The following is a 15,389-nucleotide window of genomic DNA, read 5'->3' on the forward strand; positions in this document are numbered from 1 at the left end:
CAGTAGTCGGGGGGTGGTTTCGCCACCCCCCTCTACTCGCCCGAAGCCCGTCGGTACGGGAGGGCGTCGGGGCCCTCCAGCTCGACGAACAGCGGGTCCTCGTCGTCCGGGTCGACCACGACGGTGCCGGGGCGGACCTGGTGCTGGAAGCGCGGCTGCGGGGGCAGGCCGGGCTGGTCGCCGGTGGCGCCGGTGTCCTCGGCGGGCCCGGTCGCGGGCTTCGCCTCGGGAGCCGGGCGGGCGCCCGGGCGGCGGCGGGGCTGGGCGGCCCTGGACTGCCGGCGGGCCCGGACCTCCTCCTCGATCCGCACCTGGCGGCGCAGGTAGCCGAGGTAGGAGACGAGCGTCACGTCCACCACCGCGTGACCCCACCACACGAGCGGGTGAACGAAGCCGGCGACGACGCCGGTGATCAGCGCGAGCAGCAGCAGGGTCCCCACGACCCGGCGGCGGAACGCGTACCTGGCCTGCGCGACGATCGCCGCGGTCTCCGGGTCGTAGCCGCCCCGACCCGGGCGGAACCGCCGGTGCTCGACGAAGTCGTCGACGTCCTCGTAGTACTCGTAGTCCTCGAACTCGCCGTCGACCTCGGGCATGGCGTCGAACTCCTCCTCCATGCTGCCGCGCGACGCGTCGGCGCGCTTGCGCGCGACCATCGGGACGAGGACGACCAACCAGGCCACGACCAGGCCCACGACGATCAGCGAGCTCGGCATCCCCGTCACCTCCCCCTACCCCGCGGCGCGCTCGGTGCACGTGCCACGCTAGTCACAACAGTCACACCTGTGTCGGAGCCACGCCGTCCGACGTACGTACCAAAGTGTGGTGTATCACCCACTTTCGGGTGATCCGAATAAGCCGCTCGGCCCTGGGATCAGGCTGTTCGGGCGTACCCCTGCGCGACCATTCGGCGTACCAATCCCTCCGGGGACGCCTCTTCGGACGTCATCGCGAAGCACAGGTGGTCGCGCCAGTCACCGGCCACGTCGAGGTAGCGCAGGAACAGCCCCTCCTCGCGGAAACCGGCCTTGGCGAGCACCCGCAGGCTGGCCGCGTTCTCCGGCCGCACGGTCGCCTCCAGCCGGTGCAGGCCGCCCTCGCCGAAGCAGTGGTCCACCAGCAGCGCCAGCGCCGCCGTCGCCACGCCGCCGCGCGCCCGGTCGGCCGCCACCCAGTAGCCGACCCACGCCGAGCGCAGCGAGCCGCGCACGATGTTGCCGACGGTGATCTGCCCGGCCAGCGCGCCGTCCACGGTGATCACGAACGGCAGCGCCTGGCCGCGCCTGGCCAGCGACTTCAGCGACGACCACTGCGCGGGCCAGGCCAGGGCCGAGTTGCGCTCCTGCCAGCCGCCGACCGCGGTCGGCTCCCAGTCCTCCAGGTGGGCGCGGTCGCGCAGGCGCGCCTGGGACCAGGCCGAGGCGTCGACCAGCTTCGGCGGGCGCAGCGCCACCAGGCCGGCGGGCACCCGCAGCGGTCCGAGCCGCGCGGGCCAGCCGGGGTGCCGACCGCCCTCCCACGCGAGACTCATCCGGGCCCCACCGCACTCACCCCTTTTGGGCCAGGAAGCTGACCACGACCTCTTCGCCGACCGCCACGTCCGTCACGTCCTCGTCCACCATGACCAGGCAGTTCGCCTCGGCCAGCGACGCCAGCAGGTGCGACCCGGAGGTACCCAGCGGCTGCACCAGGTACTCGCCGTTGTCCGCGTCGCGCAGCAGCTGGCCGCGCAGGAAGCCGCGCCGCCCCTTCGTGGAGGTCAACGGCGACAGCAGCCGCGCGGTGACCGCCCTGCGGTACGGGTTGCGCTTGCCCAGCGCGGCCCGGATCAGCGGGCGCACCAGCACCTCGAAGACGACCAGCGCGCTCATCGGGTTCGCGGGCAGCAGGAACGTCGGCACCGCGTCCGGCCCGAGCCGGCCGAAGCCCTGCACCGAACCGGGGTGCATGGCCACCCTGGTCACGTCGACGTCGCCGAGGTCGGCCACCGCCGCGCGCACCTCGTCGCCGATGACGCCCCCGACGCCACCCGCGACGACCACGATCTCGGACAGCAGCAGCCGGCCCTCGACCACCTCGCGCAGCCGGCGCGGGTCGGCGGACTGGATGCCGACCCGGCTGACCTCGGCGCCCGCGTCCCGCGCGGCGGCGGCCAGCGCGTAGGAGTTGACGTCGTAGACCTGCCCCTGGCCGGGGGTGCGGTCGACGTCGACCAGCTCCTCGCCGAGCGAGATCACCGACACCCGCGGCCGGGGGTGGACCAGCACCTTGTTCCGGCCGACGGCGGCCAGCAGGCCGACCTGGGCGGCCCCGATGGACGCGCCGCGGCGCACCGCGACGTCACCGGTCTGCACGTCCTCGCCGGTGCGCCGGACGAACGCCGCCGACGGCACCGGCTGCCGCACGGTCACCTTCGCCGCGTGCCCGTCGGTGTAGCCGACGGGCACCACGGCGTCGGCCAGCGTGGGCAGCGGCGCGCCGGTCGCGACCCGCACCGCCTGGCCGGGTTGCAGCCGTCTGGGCTGGCGCGACCCCGCCGGGATCTCGCCGACCACCGGGAGCGTCACCGGCTCCTCGTTGGCGGCCTGCACGTCGACGCTGCGCACGGCGTAGCCGTCGACCGCGGCCTGGTCGAACCCCGGCAGGGCGCGTTCGGCGACGACCTCCTCGGCGCAGAGCAGGCCCTGCGACTCGGAGATGGCCACCCGCACCGGCGCGGGCCGCACGGCGGCGGCCACCACCCTGGCGAGCTGCTCGTCCACTGACCTCATGTGTTGACCTCGTTCAGGAGTCGGCGAGACGTGCCCGCAACCACTCCCCCAGCTCGGGCCCGTAGTCGGGGTGCTCGAGTGCGAAGTCAACCGCAGCTTTGAGGAATCCCCCGGGATTGCCCAGGTCGTGTCGCCCACCCCGGTGGACCACCACGTGCACCGGGTGACCCTCGTTGATCAGCAGCGCGATGGCGTCGGTGAGCTGCAGCTCGCCGCCCGCGCCCGGCGTGATGCGCTTGAGCGCGTCGAAGATCGCCCGGTCGAGGAGGTAGCGGCCGGCCGCGGCGAACGTGGACGGCGCGTCCTCGGCCTTGGGCTTCTCGACCATGCCGACGACCTGCTTGACGTCGTCGTCGCCGGTGTCCCTGACGTCGAAGACGCCGTAGGCGGAGATCTGCTCCTTGGGGATGTCGAACGCGCACAGCACGCTGCCGCCCAGCTTCTCGCGGACGGCGGCCATCTTCTTCAGCGCGCCCGTCGGCAGCACGAGGTCGTCCGGCAGCAGGACGGCGACGGCCTCGTCCTCGCCGGTCAGGTTGCCCTCGGCGCAGGCGACCGCGTGACCCAGGCCCAGCGCCTTGTCCTGGATGGCGGTCTCGACGGCGAGCAGGTCGGGCGCGCGGCGGACCTTGGCGAGCAGGTCGGCCTTGCCGCGCTCCTCCAGCGTCGCCTCCAGCTCCGGCTGCGGGCGGAAGTACTCGGCGACCGCGTCCTTGCCGGGCGAGGTCACGATGACCAGCTTCGTCGCACCCGCCTCGGCCGCCTCGGCCGCGACGAGCTCGATGCCGGGGGTGTCGACGACCGGCAGCAGCTCCTTGGGCACCGCCTTGGTGGTCGGGAGGAAGCGCGTGCCCAGGCCTGCCGCCGGCACGATTGCTGTCTGGAAGGCGCTCATGAGCTGCGAGCGTAACGGCGGGCCTAGGGTGACCTGCCATGACGTCCGGTGAACGTGATCGGAAGACGACTCTGCGCGCACGGCTGCGAGCCGCCCGGCGCAGCGGCGCCGTGCCGCCGATGTCGACCGAAGTGCTGATCGCCGTTGCTGCTTTCGGCGTTGCGGCCGGTCAGACCGTGTGCGCTTATCTCGCTTCACGGTGGGAGCCGGGGTCGTCGGAGATGGTGGAGGCGCTGCGGTCGCACGGGCTGCGGGTGCTGCTGCCGGTCGTCGTCGGGGACGGGCTGGACTGGGCGGAGCACGACGGCCGGCTGCGGCCGGGGCCGTTCGGGCTGAGCGAGCCGGCGGGGCCGCTGCTGGGGGCGGCGGCGATCGGCTCGGCGGCGTTGGTGCTGGCGCCGGCGCTGGCGGTCGACCACGCGGGTGTGCGACTGGGGCAGGGCGGGGGTTACTACGACCGGGCGTTGGGGTTGTCCACAGGTCCGGTGGTGGCGGTGGTGCGGGACGAGGAGTTCGTGCCCTCGCTGCCGGCGGAGCCGCACGACGTGCGGGTGGACGCGGTGCTGACGCCGGGGCGGGGGCTGGTCCGGCTGCCGCTGTGACGTTGACCTGTGATGTTTGCGCCACGCGGGCGAGGTGGCGCATCATCGGTGTTGGCACTCGTGACGGAGGAGTGCCAACCAGGACTCGTGGAGGGCCCACCGTGCCGACTTACCAGTACGCCTGCACCGAGTGCGACCACCGGTTCGAAGCGGTGCAGTCCTTCTCGGACTCCGCGCTGACCGAGTGCCCCGAGTGCTCCGGCAAGCTGCGCAAGCTGTACGGCGCGGTCGGCGTCGTGTTCAAGGGCAGCGGCTTCTACCGGACCGACAGCCGTTCGACGTCGTCCGCCGCGCCGAAGAGCGAGTCCGCTCCTTCCTCGACTTCGTCTTCCGCGTCTTCCTCGTCTTCTTCGTCCTCGTCTTCTTCGTCTTCCACCTCGTCTTCCTCCAGCGCGCCGGCTGCCGCGGCGTCCTGAGCGGGTAGTTGTCCACAGGCCCCCGAGTTGTCCACAGCTCGGGGGTTCGTGCTGTCCCGCCCGGAGGTCCGTCCCTAACGTCGGACCCATGCTCCAGCACCTGAGAAGAATCCTCGCCGCCCTGTTGGCCCTGGTCGCCCTCGGTGTGGCCGTGCTGCCGGACGGCCCTTCCACGGAGGTCGTGGTGGCCGCCCGCGACCTGCCACCGGGCGTGCCCCTGGGTGCGGACGACGTGCGCGTGGTCGCCGTGCCACCGGAACTGTCGCCCGCCGGCGGGGTGCCCCGGGTCGCGGTGTTAGGCAGGTCGCTGGTCAGCGCCGCGAGGTCGGGAGAACCGCTGACCGACGCCCGCCTGGGCCCGGTCGACCCAGAGGTGTCCTCGGTGGCCGTGCGCTTGGCGGACACCGGGGTGGTCGGGCTGCTGCGACCGGGCAGCCGGGTCGACGTCGTGGGCGCGGAGTCGCGCGTGCTGGCCTCGGACGCCTCGGTGGTCGCGGTGCGGGAGGGCGAGGTGGTGGTGATCTCCACCGACCGCACGACAGCCCACCAACTCGCCACCGAAACCCTGTCCGGCCCCGTGGCGGTGGTCCTGCGCTGACCACTCGCACACCAACACCCCGCACCGACCGCGCGGGCTCCCGCACCGGCTGCCTAACAGTGACTCCGCACCGGCTGCCTGGCAGCGCCCCTGCACCGGCCGCATGCGGGCCTCCACACCGACCGCGCAGCGGTGGCCTGCACCGCCCCCGTAGCAGTGCGGCCCTGCGCCAACCGCGTAGCAGCGACCCGCGACGCTCGTTGGCAGTGGACCTGCACCGACCATGCGCGGGTGCCCCACTGACCGCGTAGCGGTGGTCTGCGCTGTCGCGTGGCGGGGTCCTGCCTCGACCCCGTGCGGGCGCCCCACACCGCGTAGCGGGCTTCTTGCACCGCTCCCGTGGCAGTGACCCTGCACTGACCGTGTGCGGGTGCCGTGCACCGGCCGCGCAGCGGGTGTCCAGCGCTGACCCCGTGGCGGCGGCCCTGCACCATGCCCATGGCGGTGGCCTGCACCGACCGTGCGGCGGTGGGCTGCGACGACCCGTGGCAGTGGCTCTGGGCGGACCCTGTGGTGGCGGGGTTCTGCGGCGGCGCGTTGTGGCGTGTCGGTGGTGCAGACGAGCGCCGCGTGATCGGTCCGGGCCGGAGCCGTTACCCTCCGCTAGCCCGCCAACACCCCCGAACGGAGGAGCCAACCGTGATCAAGGGCTTCAAGGACTTCCTGATGCGCGGCAACGTGATCGACCTCGCTGTGGCGGTGGTCATCGGTGCAGCGTTCAACGCCATCGTCACCGCGTTCACCTCGAACCTGATCAACCCGATCATCGCGGTGTTCGGCGGCAGCAACGTCAACGGGCTGGCCGTGCAGCTCGGCGACAACGAGAAGACCGTCCTGGACTTCGGCGCGATCATCACGGCGGTGATCAACTTCCTGATCGTGGCCGCGGTCGTCTACTTCATCTTCGTGCTGCCGATGAACAAGATCAAGGAGCGTCGCAAGCGCGGCGAGGAAGCCGGTCCGGCCGAGCCGACCGAGGTGGAACTGCTGAAGGAGATCCGCGACCTGCTCATCGCCCAGCGCCAAGGCTGACCCGACCGCCGGCCCCACCGGGAACTCGCGCCGACCGGACGGACGATCAAGCACCCCACCCGACCGCCCCCGCCGCCGAATCACCCACGGCATCCACCGCACTCGTGCACCGGTGCACCCGACGGCCACCGCACGACACCGTGCACAGCGGCTGCCACCACACCTGGCAGTTACCGCACGACACCCTGCCCAGTAGCCGCCACCGCCTGGCGGTCACCGCACCACCGCGCCCGGCGGCCACCTCAGCCGCCGTGGTGCGGTGGCCGGTTCTCCTCGTACCAGCGGTCATCGCGACCGGCTGAACGCGGCTCATCCGATGACGTCTCGGGCAACACCTCGCCGAAGACCTCCGCCAGCCGCCGTCGCCTCGCCGCCTCCTCTGCAGGGGACCCGGCAGCGGAACGCCCAGCAGTGGCACGCCTGGCACCAGTCCCGGTCGCTCCGAAATCGGTGCCAACAGCCCTGCCGCTGGCATCTCCAGCGCTGGTATCCCCGGTGCCGGCATCGAGGGGATGGCCACCGCTAGGAAGGCTAGCGGCGCTAGATTTGGTAGCGGTGGTAGCGGTGGCAGGGGTGCGGTTGGCGGGATCGTAGTCGGGCTTGGCGCTGGCGTCGGCGCCCATGTCGGCGCCGGTGCTCGTGTCGGTATCGACGGCGGCAGGGCGGTCGGCGCTAGAGGATCTAGCGTTGCTAGGAATTGGGTCGGTGGTAGCGGGCCTGGTGCTGGTAGGGCTGGTGTCGGGGCTCGCGGCTGCGGCGGCTGCTGCGCCGGCGGCGGGGCTGGCGGTGGTGGGGGTTGTGGCCGCGATTGCTTCCTCGGCGGCTGCGGCGGCGGAGGTGGCCTTCTCGGTGGGGGTGGGGGTGGGGGTGGCTTTGGTGGTGGGTGGCGGTTCGGTTTTGGGAGTGATTGCCGCAGTGTCGGGCTCTGGGTCGGGCTCTGGGTCTGGCTTGGGGTCTGGCTCGGCCGGCGCGGCCTCCCCCGCCCCGGTCGGGGCGGAGGAGGCGGCGGCGGGGTCGGTCACGCTTCGTCCAGGCCCGACAGCTGCTCGATCACGTACGGCACCAGTGCGGACAGGGTCGCCATCCCGTCGCGCACCGCCGACCGCGACCCGGCCAGGTTCACCACGAGGGTGCTGCCGGACACGCCGACCAACCCCCGCGAGATCCCCGCGTCCACGGCCCCCGCCGCCAAGCCCGACGCCCGGAGCGCCTCGGCGATACCGCTGATCGGCCGGTCGAGCACGCCCTGCGTGGCGTCCGGCGTGACGTCGCGCGGCGACACGCCGGTGCCGCCGACGGTGACGACCAGGTCGACGCCACCGATGACGGCGGTGTTCAGCGCGGCGCGGATGCCCACGACCTCGCCCTCCACCGCGACCGTGCCGTCGACGATGAACCCTGCTTCCTCCAGCAACTCGGTGACCAGCGGTCCTGTGCTGTCGTCGTGCTCACCGTGCGCCACCCGGTCGTCCACGATCACGACAAGGGCGCGTCCCAGGCGCTGCGCGCTGCGTTCCATGCGCGCCACCGTAGCCAATCGTGGATCTGACGGTTCCGTGACGTCACGCTGTCGCACCGGGACATCCCGCCGAACCGCCCCTAGCTTCGGTGACGTGCGCGTCCTCCTCACCGGCGGAGCCGGGTTCATCGGCTCCCACGTCGCCGACCAGCTGACCGCGGCCGACCACGACGTCGTCGTGCTCGACGCCTACCTCCCCCAGGCCCACAGCACCCGTCCGCCGGAAGCGCACGACGTCACCGACCTCGACACCGTGCGGACCCTCCTCGACCGGGTCGACGTGGTGTGCCACCAGGCCGCCGTCGTCGGCCACGGCCTGGACCCGTCCGACGCGCCGCTGTACGCCCGCAACAACGACCTCGGCACCGCCGTGCTGCTCGCCGCCATGCACGACGCGAACGTGGAGCACCTGGTCATGGCCTCCTCGATGGTGGTCTACGGCGAGGGCCGCTACGAGTGCGCCGAGCACGGCGTGGTCCGGGCCGCGCCCCGCCGGCAGTCCGACCTCGACCAGGGCCGCTACGAACCGCCCTGCCCGCACTGCGGCAGCCCCCTGGAACCGCGCCTCGTCCCCGAAGACGCCCCGCTGGACCCCCGGAGCACCTACGCGGCCAGCAAGCTCGCACAGGAGCACTACGCGGCAGCGTGGGCCCGTCAGACGGGCGGCACCGTGTGGGCGCTGCGCTACCACAACGTGTACGGCCCGAGGATGCCCAAGAACACCCCTTACGCGGGCGTGGCGAGCCTGTTCCGCAGCGCGCTCGAACGCGGCGAGGCGCCCACCGTGCTCGAAGACGGCCGGCAGCGCCGCGACTTCGTGCACGTCACCGACGTCGCGCGGGCCAACGTGCTGGCGGTGGAGCGCCCCGGCGAGCCGGGCACGCTCACCCCCCTGAACATCTGCTCCGGCGAGCCGCACACCGTCGGCGACCTCGCCACCCACCTGGCGCGGGCGTGCGGCGGCCCGGAGCCGCGCGTCGTCGGCGGCGCGCGGCCCGCGGACGTCCGGCACGTCGTCGCCGACCCGGCCAGGGCTCAGGACCTGCTCGGCTTCCGCGCCGCCACGCCGTTCGCGGCGGGGGTCAGGCAGTTCGCGGCGGACCCCCTGCGCTGAGCGGCAGCCGCACCTCGAACCGGCAGCCGAGGCCGTGGTTGCGGGCGTTGATGGTGCCCTGGTGCGCCTCCACGAGACCGCGCGCGATCGCCAGCCCCAACCCGCCGCCGACCGGCTGCCGGTGCGGCGCGCCGCGGAACGCCACGTCGAACACCCTGGGCAGGTCGGCCTCCGGGATACCGCCGCACCCGTCGTCCACCCGCAGCAGCGCCGACGAGCCGTCCACCCCCACCCGCACGGCCACCGTCCCGTCCGGCGGGGTGTGGCGGATGGCGTTGGACAGCAGGTTGCGCACCACCCGCGCCAGCTCCGGGTCGCTGCCGAGCACCACCGGCCACGTCGCCGCGTCCGCCCGCAGCCGCACGCCCTTGCGCGTCGCCACCGGGCCCTCCGCCGCCACCACCTCGCTGACCACGTCCGCCAGCGGCACCTCGGACAGCGTCAGCCGCAGCGCGCCCGCGGTGATCCGGGACAGCTCGAACAGGTCGTCCACCATCCCGGACAACGCCTCCGCCTCACCCGAGATCCGCCCGGCGTAGTCGGTGACCTCGTCCCGCCGCGACACCACCCCGTCGGCCAGCGCCTCGGCCATCGCCCTGATCCCGGCCAGCGGCGTGCGCAGGTCGTGGCTGATCCACGCCACCAGCTCGCGCCGGGACGCCTCGGCCGCCCGCTCCCGGGCCCGCGCCTCGCTCTCCCACACGCTGCGCCGCGCCAGCGCCCGCCCCAGCAGCACGGCCGTCGGCACCGTCACCAGCGCCACCAGCAGGCACACCAGCACGGTCGTGGTGAGGATCGGGGTGAACATGAACCCGCTCACCGCCAGCACGCCGCCGACGGTCGCCACCACGGGCACGATCGCCAGCACGGTCAGCGCGGTGGCCAGCGACCCGCTGGACAGCCGCCGCAGCACCACCGCGCCGAGCAGCGCCAGCGGCAGCGAGAACAGCACCGCGTACGGCAGGATGTGGTAGATCTCGACCAGCATCACGCACCGCCGTCGTACCGGTAGCCGACGCCCCACACGGTGGCGATCCGCACCGGCCGGGCCGAGTCGGCCTCCACCTTCTCCCGCAACCGTCGCACGTGGACGGTCACCGTCGACTGGTCGCCGAACTCCCAGCCCCACACCCGGGACAGCAGCTCGGCCCGGTCGAACGCGGCGCCCCGGTTGGCGAGGAAGAACGCCAGCAGGTCGAACTCCCGGGTGGTCAGCGACAGCTCGCGCCCGTCCAGCCACGCGCACCGCGCGCCGACGTCCACCCGCAGCCCGCCGTCGGTCAGCACCGACGACGACCGCGACGCCGCCACCCGCGACCGGCGCAGCACGGACGTGACCCGCAGGGCCAGCTCACGCGGGCTGAACGGCTTGGTCACGTAGTCGTCCGCGCCGAGCTGGAGCCCGGCGATCCGGTCCTCCTCCTCGCCGAGCGCGGTCAGCATCACCACCGGCACCGCGCTGCGCGCCCGCAGCCGCCGGCACACCTCCAGCCCGTCCACGCCGGGCAGCATCAGGTCCAGCACCACCAGGTCCGGCTCGCGCTCGGCGAACCGGCGCAGCGCGGTCTCGCCGTCGCCGACCAGCTCGACCTCGTGCCCGGCCAGTTCCAGGTACCGGCGCACCACGTCGCGCACGGTCACGTCGTCGTCCACGACGAGGACCCGCCCGGTCGTCTCACCCATGTCGCGACCTCACCAGTTGGTCAGCAGGAGGTGGTTGACCGCGAGCGCGGTCACCGCTTGCGCGGCCAGCCACGGCCGCCGCCGCGCCGGCACGAGCACGACCAGCCACACGGTGAACGGCAGCCAGATCCGCTCCACCTCGGCCTTGCTCAACCCCGACACGTCGGCCACCAGGATGGCCGCTGCCGCCGCCGCGGCCAATTTCACCGCAGGGCCGCGCCACCGCGCCGCGAACGGCGCGAAGCCGCAAGCGAGCACGGCGGCGGCCAGGTTGCCCCACACCCAGTAGCCGTAGGAGCGGGACGACGCGATGCCCTGGTAGTACCGCTCGACCACCAGGTGGTAGCCGTCCAGCCACCAGAAGCCGAGCGCCGCGAACACCGCCACCACCCCCAGAGCGCCCACGACGGCCACGCCGATCCGCCGCCAGTCGGGCCACAGCACGGCCAGCGCTACCAAGCCGATCAGCACCAGGCCGTACGACAGGAACACGGCGAACCCCAGCACCACACCGCCGGCCAGGGCGCGCCGGGTCGCCAGCAACGCGATGCCGCACGCCGTGACGCCCGCGAACAGCCCGTCGGCCGACACGCCGATCCACACCGCCCCCGGGAACAGCGCCACGAACGGCAGCACGGACCGCGCGTGCTCCTCGGACCCGAGCGCCCGCACGGTGACCGGCACCGCGACCGCCGTCAGCGCGCCGACCAGCACCACGAGCGCCGACGCCCACGCGCCGCCGGACAGGCCGATCCGGTCCAGGCCGACGAACACCAGCAGCGCGCCCGGCGGGTGGCCGGACACGTGCGTGGTCCACGAGTCGGGTTGGAAGTCGAGGATGCGGGACGAGAACCCGCGCAGCGCCGCGGCCACGTCGGTGACGCCCGGCACCTCGTGCAGGTACTCGTCGGCGGTGGTCAGCCGGTCGGCGAAGCCGCGGCGCCAGCCGTCGACCAGGGCCAGCGCGGAGGTCCACGCCACGGCGGTCGCGTACCCGGCGGCCAGCGCGGCGCGCCACCCGAGCCGACCGGCCAGCGCGGGGCCGTGCACGACCACCAGCACCGCCACCAGCACGGCGAACGGGGTGCCGACGCCGACGTGCGGCAGCCAGGCGGCGAACAGCGGCGGCGCGCTCGCGAACGTGCGCTCGGCGCCCAGCAGCGCGCCGACCGCGGCGGCCGAGGCGACCAGGGCCGCGGCGGCCAGGACACGGAGCACGAGCCCACCGTAGGCCCGGTCCTGCCCTCCGCGCGTGGTCGCGGCGGCATCCGTCAGCGGTCCGTAAGAAGTGCGCGCACGTCATGATTCGGTAAGCGGCGCAACGGTTTCCCGGCGTCCACGGCGGACCGATGCTGGGCACGTGGACGAAATCGACGTGGTGCTCCCCTGCCTGGACGAGGCGGCGGCGCTGCCGGGCGTGCTGCGGGCCATGCCCGCCGGCTACCGGCCGCTGGTGGTGGACAACGGGTCGCGCGACGGCTCGCCGGAGATCGCCCGGTCGTTGGGCGCCGAGGTGGTGCACGAGCCGAGGCCCGGGTACGGCGCGGCGGTGCACACGGGCATCGAGCGCGCGCGCTCCGAGGTGGTCTGCGTGCTCGACGCGGACGGCTCGCTGGACCCCCGCGAGCTGCCGGACCTGGTGGCGCTGCTGGCGCGCGCGGAGCTGGCCGTGGGGCGGCGGGTGCCGGAGGCGGGCAGCTGGCCGTGGCACGCGCGGGCCGGGAACGCGGTGCTGGCGGCGTTGCTGCGGCGCAAGGGGCTGCCGGTGCGGGACATCGCGCCGGTGCGGGCGTTCCGGCGGCGGGACCTGCTGGACCTGTCGGTGCGGGACCGGGCGTTCGGCTACCCGTTGGAGCTGCTGCTGCGCGCGGCGGCGGCCGGGTGGCGGGTGGTCGAGCGGGACGTCCGCTACGGGCCGCGGGCGGCGGGCACGAGGTCGAAGGTGTCGGGTTCGGTGCGCGGCACCGCCCGCGCGGTGCGGGACATGGCGGCGGTGCTGCGGTGACGCCGGCCGCGAGCCTGCTGGTGGTGGCCAAGGCGCCCGTGCCGGGCCTGGCGAAGACCCGCCTCTGCCCGCCCGCGACACCCGACGAGGCGGCCGACGTCGCCGCCGCCGCGCTCCTGGACACCCTCGACGCCGTGCTGCGCACCCCGCGCGTGCGGCCGGTCGTGGCGATGACCGGCGACCTCGACCTGGCCTGTCGCGCGGCGGAGGTCCGCGACGCCCTGCGGCACTTCACCGTGCTGCCCCAGCGCGGCGCGTCGTTCGCCGACCGGCTGGCCAACGCGCACGCCGACGCGCACCGCGCGCACCGCCTGCCGGTGTTCCAGATCGGCATGGACACCCCGCAGGTCACCCCGGCCCTGCTGGGCGAGTCGGTCGACCGGCTGACCCGGCACGACACCGTGCTCGGCCCGGCGGCCGACGGCGGGTGGTGGGCGCTCGGCCTGGTCGACCCGCTCCTGGCCGACGTCCTGCGCGCCGTGCCGATGTCCCGGCCGGACACCGGCGCGCGCACCCTGCTGGCGCTGGGCGACCGCGCCACCGGCGTGCTGCCCGTGCTGTCCGACGTGGACGACGTGGCCACCGCGCGCGAGGTCGCCGCCACCGCGCCGCACACCCGGTTCGCCGCCGCCCTCGCCCGCCTCGGGGCGCTGCGGTGACCGCCTTCGACGTCGGCCTCACCGGCGCGGAGTGCGAGCTGGAGCTGGCCGGCGGCGGCCGGCTGCCGCTGCCGGTCGACCGGTGGCACCAGGACGCGGACGCCGCCGACCGCGTCCTCCTCGACGCCTGCCACGGCCCCACCATCGACCTCGGCTGCGGCCCGGGTCGGCTGGTGGCGGCGCTGGTGCGGCGCGGTGTGGTGGCGCTGGGCGTGGACAACTCGCCGCTGGCCGTCGCGCTCACCCGCACCAGGGGCGGCCCGGCGCTGCACCGGGACGTGTTCGGCCGGCTGCCCGGCGCGGGGCGCTGGGCGCACGTGCTGCTCGCCGACGGCAACATCGGCATCGGCGGCGACCCGGTCGCGCTGCTCCACCGGGCCCGCGGGCTGCTGCGCCGGCGCGGGAGCGCGCTGGTCGAGGTCGAACCGCCCGGCTGCGGGCTGCGCCGGGACCGGGCCAGGGTGGCCGGTGGCGCGTGGTTCGAGTGGGCCAGGGTCGACGCGCGGGCCGTCGCGCCGATCGCCGCGCGGGCCGGGCTGTCGGCACGCCGGCCGGTCGAGCGCGACGGCCGCTGGTTCGCCGAGCTGGTGCGCCCGTGAGGCCCCGGCGGGGGTCCAGCCCGCACACCGCCACCCGGGTCGGCGCGTGGCTGGGCGTCGCCTTCGGCCTCTGCTTCGCCACCGGCCTGCTCAGCCACTACGCGCAGCACCCGCCGGGGTGGTTCACCTGGCCCACCCGCCCGGTCAACCTCTACCGGGTGACGCAGGGCGTGCACGTCACCTCGGGCGTGGCCGCGATCCCGCTGCTGCTGGCGAAGCTGTGGACGGTCTACCCGAAGCTGTTCGAACGGCCGCTGGTGCGGTCCCTGCCGCACGCGCTGGAGCGCGGTTCGGTCCTGGTGCTGCTCGGCGCGTCCTTCTTCGAGCTGGTCACCGGCCTGTTCAACGCCGCCCAGAACTACCCGTGGCGGTTCTTCTTCCCGTCCGCGCACCACGCGATGGCGTGGGTGGCGGTCGGCGCGCTGCTCGTGCACGTCGCGGTCAAGCTGCCGCTCACCCGCACGCCCGCCGAGGAGGTGCGCCGGGGCACGCTCAGCCGACGCGGGTTCCTGCTCACCACGGGCGGCGCGGCGGCGGTCGCGGTGCTGGCCACGGCGGGCGGCACGGTGCCGTGGCTGCGGACCGTGTCGGTGCTGGGCGCCCGGTCGACCGCGCTCCCGGTGAACCGCACCGCCGCCGCGGCCGGCGTGCCCGCCGCGGGTGACGACTGGCGGCTGACCGTCGGCGCGCGGCGGTTCTCCCGGGCCGAGCTCGAAGCGCTGCCGCAGACCACGGCCGAGCTGCCGATCGCGTGCGTCGAGGGCTGGAGCGCGTCGGCGACGTGGACCGGCGTGCCCGTCCGCGACCTGCTCGCGCTGGCGGGCGAGGAGCCGGGCGACGTCCGGGTGGAGTCGGCGGAGCGCGACGGGCTCTACCGCGCGAGCACGCTGCCCGCCGCGCACGCCCGCGACCCGTTGACGTTGCTGGCGCTCAAGGTGGACGGCGAGACCCTGTCGCTGGACCACGGCTACCCGTGCCGGCTGATCGCCCCGAGCCGACCGGGCGTGACGCAGACCAAGTGGGTCGCCCGGTTGGAGGTCGTCCGATGAGGTGGCTGATCGGTGCGCTGGGTGTCGTCATGGCCGGCTGGGGCGCCTACCTCCTGCTGCCGCTGCTGGACGTCGACCTCGCGCTGTGGTTCATCGGCGGACCGGTCGCGCACGACGTGCTGCTCGCGCCGCTGTTCGCCGGCGTCGGCCTGCTGGTCGTGCGGTGGGCGCCACCGAGGTGGCGGGCGCCGGTGCTGGTCGGGGGCACGTTGACCGGCGTGCTCGTGCTGCTCGCCGTCCCGCTGCTGTGGCGGCCGTTCGGCGGGCCGCGCAACCCCGGCCTGGTGGACCGCGACTACCCGACCGGGCTGCTCGTCGCGATCGGCGTCGTCTGGTTGGGCGTCCTCGCGGCCCGGCTGCTGGTCGGCAGGGGACCGCACGACAAGAGGCCGCACGCCGACAGGTGAGGGGAACCTGCCGGGTGCGGCCTCCAACCGGCTCGGGGCA

Annotated in this window: 18 protein-coding genes; 10 read left to right on the plus strand and 8 right to left on the minus strand. The window is 74.4% G+C overall.

Annotated elements, in window-relative coordinates:
* Nucleotides 1–32: 32 nt before the first annotated feature.
* The 4 genes from glpR to AB0F89_RS03770 form a co-directional block, all read right to left on the minus strand.
* Nucleotides 33–716, minus strand: coding sequence for a gephyrin-like molybdotransferase receptor GlpR (glpR, locus tag AB0F89_RS03755; RefSeq protein WP_367132555.1), 684 nt, complete (start codon nucleotides 714–716; stop codon nucleotides 33–35).
* A 158-nt stretch (nucleotides 717–874) separates the two neighbouring features.
* Nucleotides 875–1,531 (minus strand): GNAT family N-acetyltransferase, encoded by a 657-nt coding sequence (locus AB0F89_RS03760; protein WP_367132558.1) that lies wholly within the window; start codon nucleotides 1,529–1,531, stop codon nucleotides 875–877.
* A gap of 16 nt (nucleotides 1,532–1,547) precedes the next feature.
* Nucleotides 1,548–2,771, minus strand: coding sequence for a gephyrin-like molybdotransferase Glp (gene glp / locus AB0F89_RS03765; protein ID WP_367132560.1), 1,224 nt, complete (start codon nucleotides 2,769–2,771; stop codon nucleotides 1,548–1,550).
* A gap of 13 nt (nucleotides 2,772–2,784) precedes the next feature.
* The gene (locus AB0F89_RS03770; RefSeq protein ID WP_367132562.1) at nucleotides 2,785–3,666 is read right to left on the minus strand and encodes a UTP--glucose-1-phosphate uridylyltransferase; all 882 of its coding nucleotides are present in this window, start codon (nucleotides 3,664–3,666) and stop codon (nucleotides 2,785–2,787) included.
* 38 nt (nucleotides 3,667–3,704) lie between these two features.
* Between AB0F89_RS03770 and AB0F89_RS03775 the strand changes: the two genes are divergently transcribed.
* The 4 genes from AB0F89_RS03775 (at nucleotide 3,705) to mscL (ending at nucleotide 6,314) form a co-directional block, all read left to right on the plus strand.
* On the plus strand, nucleotides 3,705–4,268 hold the full coding sequence (locus AB0F89_RS03775) for a 5-formyltetrahydrofolate cyclo-ligase (protein WP_367132564.1): 564 nt from the start codon (nucleotides 3,705–3,707) through the stop codon (nucleotides 4,266–4,268).
* A gap of 101 nt (nucleotides 4,269–4,369) precedes the next feature.
* A complete protein-coding gene (locus tag AB0F89_RS03780; RefSeq protein ID WP_367132567.1) occupies nucleotides 4,370–4,684 on the plus strand; it encodes an FmdB family zinc ribbon protein in 315 nt (104 codons plus the stop codon).
* 88 nt (nucleotides 4,685–4,772) lie between these two features.
* Nucleotides 4,773–5,282, plus strand: a complete 510-nt coding sequence (locus tag AB0F89_RS03785) for an SAF domain-containing protein (RefSeq protein ID WP_367132569.1) — start codon at nucleotides 4,773–4,775, stop codon at nucleotides 5,280–5,282.
* A gap of 639 nt (nucleotides 5,283–5,921) precedes the next feature.
* On the plus strand, nucleotides 5,922–6,314 hold the full coding sequence (mscL, locus tag AB0F89_RS03790; RefSeq protein ID WP_367138689.1) for a large conductance mechanosensitive channel protein MscL: 393 nt from the start codon (nucleotides 5,922–5,924) through the stop codon (nucleotides 6,312–6,314).
* A 1,018-nt stretch (nucleotides 6,315–7,332) separates the two neighbouring features.
* Here the strand turns inward: mscL and AB0F89_RS03795 are convergent.
* Nucleotides 7,333–7,833: a molybdenum cofactor biosynthesis protein B gene (locus AB0F89_RS03795; RefSeq protein WP_123748144.1), complete on the minus strand. Its 501-nt coding sequence runs from the start codon at nucleotides 7,831–7,833 to the stop codon at nucleotides 7,333–7,335.
* 94 nt (nucleotides 7,834–7,927) lie between these two features.
* Between AB0F89_RS03795 and AB0F89_RS03800 the strand changes: the two genes are divergently transcribed.
* Nucleotides 7,928–8,947, plus strand: a complete 1,020-nt coding sequence (locus tag AB0F89_RS03800; RefSeq protein WP_367132571.1) for an NAD-dependent epimerase/dehydratase family protein — start codon at nucleotides 7,928–7,930, stop codon at nucleotides 8,945–8,947.
* On the opposite strand, the gene AB0F89_RS03805 is transcribed toward AB0F89_RS03800, so the two are convergent.
* From AB0F89_RS03805 to AB0F89_RS03815, 3 genes are read right to left on the minus strand one after another with little or no spacing between them, the layout of a single operon-like run.
* Nucleotides 8,916–9,935, minus strand: coding sequence for a sensor histidine kinase (locus AB0F89_RS03805; RefSeq protein WP_367132573.1), 1,020 nt, complete (start codon nucleotides 9,933–9,935; stop codon nucleotides 8,916–8,918). The two genes, AB0F89_RS03800 and AB0F89_RS03805, sit on opposite strands and share 32 nt — an antisense overlap.
* On the minus strand, nucleotides 9,935–10,630 hold the full coding sequence (locus AB0F89_RS03810; protein WP_367132575.1) for a response regulator transcription factor: 696 nt from the start codon (nucleotides 10,628–10,630) through the stop codon (nucleotides 9,935–9,937). Before AB0F89_RS03810 ends, AB0F89_RS03805 begins: the two co-directional genes overlap by 1 nt.
* Before the next feature lie 9 nt (nucleotides 10,631–10,639).
* On the minus strand, nucleotides 10,640–11,821 hold the full coding sequence (locus AB0F89_RS03815) for a hypothetical protein (protein ID WP_367138691.1): 1,182 nt from the start codon (nucleotides 11,819–11,821) through the stop codon (nucleotides 10,640–10,642).
* Between the two features lie 178 nt (nucleotides 11,822–11,999).
* Between AB0F89_RS03815 and AB0F89_RS03820 the strand changes: the two genes are divergently transcribed.
* Genes AB0F89_RS03820 through AB0F89_RS03840 form a run of 5 tightly spaced genes read left to right on the plus strand, consistent with a single transcriptional unit; the run spans nucleotide 12,000 to nucleotide 15,349 of the window.
* The gene (locus tag AB0F89_RS03820; protein ID WP_367138693.1) at nucleotides 12,000–12,635 is read left to right on the plus strand and encodes a glycosyltransferase family 2 protein; all 636 of its coding nucleotides are present in this window, start codon (nucleotides 12,000–12,002) and stop codon (nucleotides 12,633–12,635) included.
* A complete protein-coding gene (locus tag AB0F89_RS03825; protein ID WP_367132577.1) occupies nucleotides 12,632–13,294 on the plus strand; it encodes a DUF2064 domain-containing protein in 663 nt (220 codons plus the stop codon). Before AB0F89_RS03820 ends, AB0F89_RS03825 begins: the two co-directional genes overlap by 4 nt.
* Entirely contained in the window at nucleotides 13,291–13,893 is a 603-nt protein-coding gene (locus AB0F89_RS03830; protein WP_367132579.1) for an SAM-dependent methyltransferase, read from the plus strand. The genes AB0F89_RS03825 and AB0F89_RS03830 overlap by 4 nt, the downstream gene beginning before the upstream one ends.
* Nucleotides 13,890–14,942, plus strand: a complete 1,053-nt coding sequence (locus tag AB0F89_RS03835; RefSeq protein ID WP_367132581.1) for a molybdopterin-dependent oxidoreductase — start codon at nucleotides 13,890–13,892, stop codon at nucleotides 14,940–14,942. The genes AB0F89_RS03830 and AB0F89_RS03835 overlap by 4 nt, the downstream gene beginning before the upstream one ends.
* The gene (locus AB0F89_RS03840; protein ID WP_367132582.1) at nucleotides 14,939–15,349 is read left to right on the plus strand and encodes a hypothetical protein; all 411 of its coding nucleotides are present in this window, start codon (nucleotides 14,939–14,941) and stop codon (nucleotides 15,347–15,349) included. The genes AB0F89_RS03835 and AB0F89_RS03840 overlap by 4 nt, the downstream gene beginning before the upstream one ends.
* The last annotated feature ends 40 nt before the right edge of the window (nucleotides 15,350–15,389 follow it).

It is taken from the genome of Saccharothrix sp. HUAS TT1 (assembly GCF_040744945.1).
Lineage (GTDB): Bacteria > Actinomycetota > Actinomycetes > Mycobacteriales > Pseudonocardiaceae > Actinosynnema.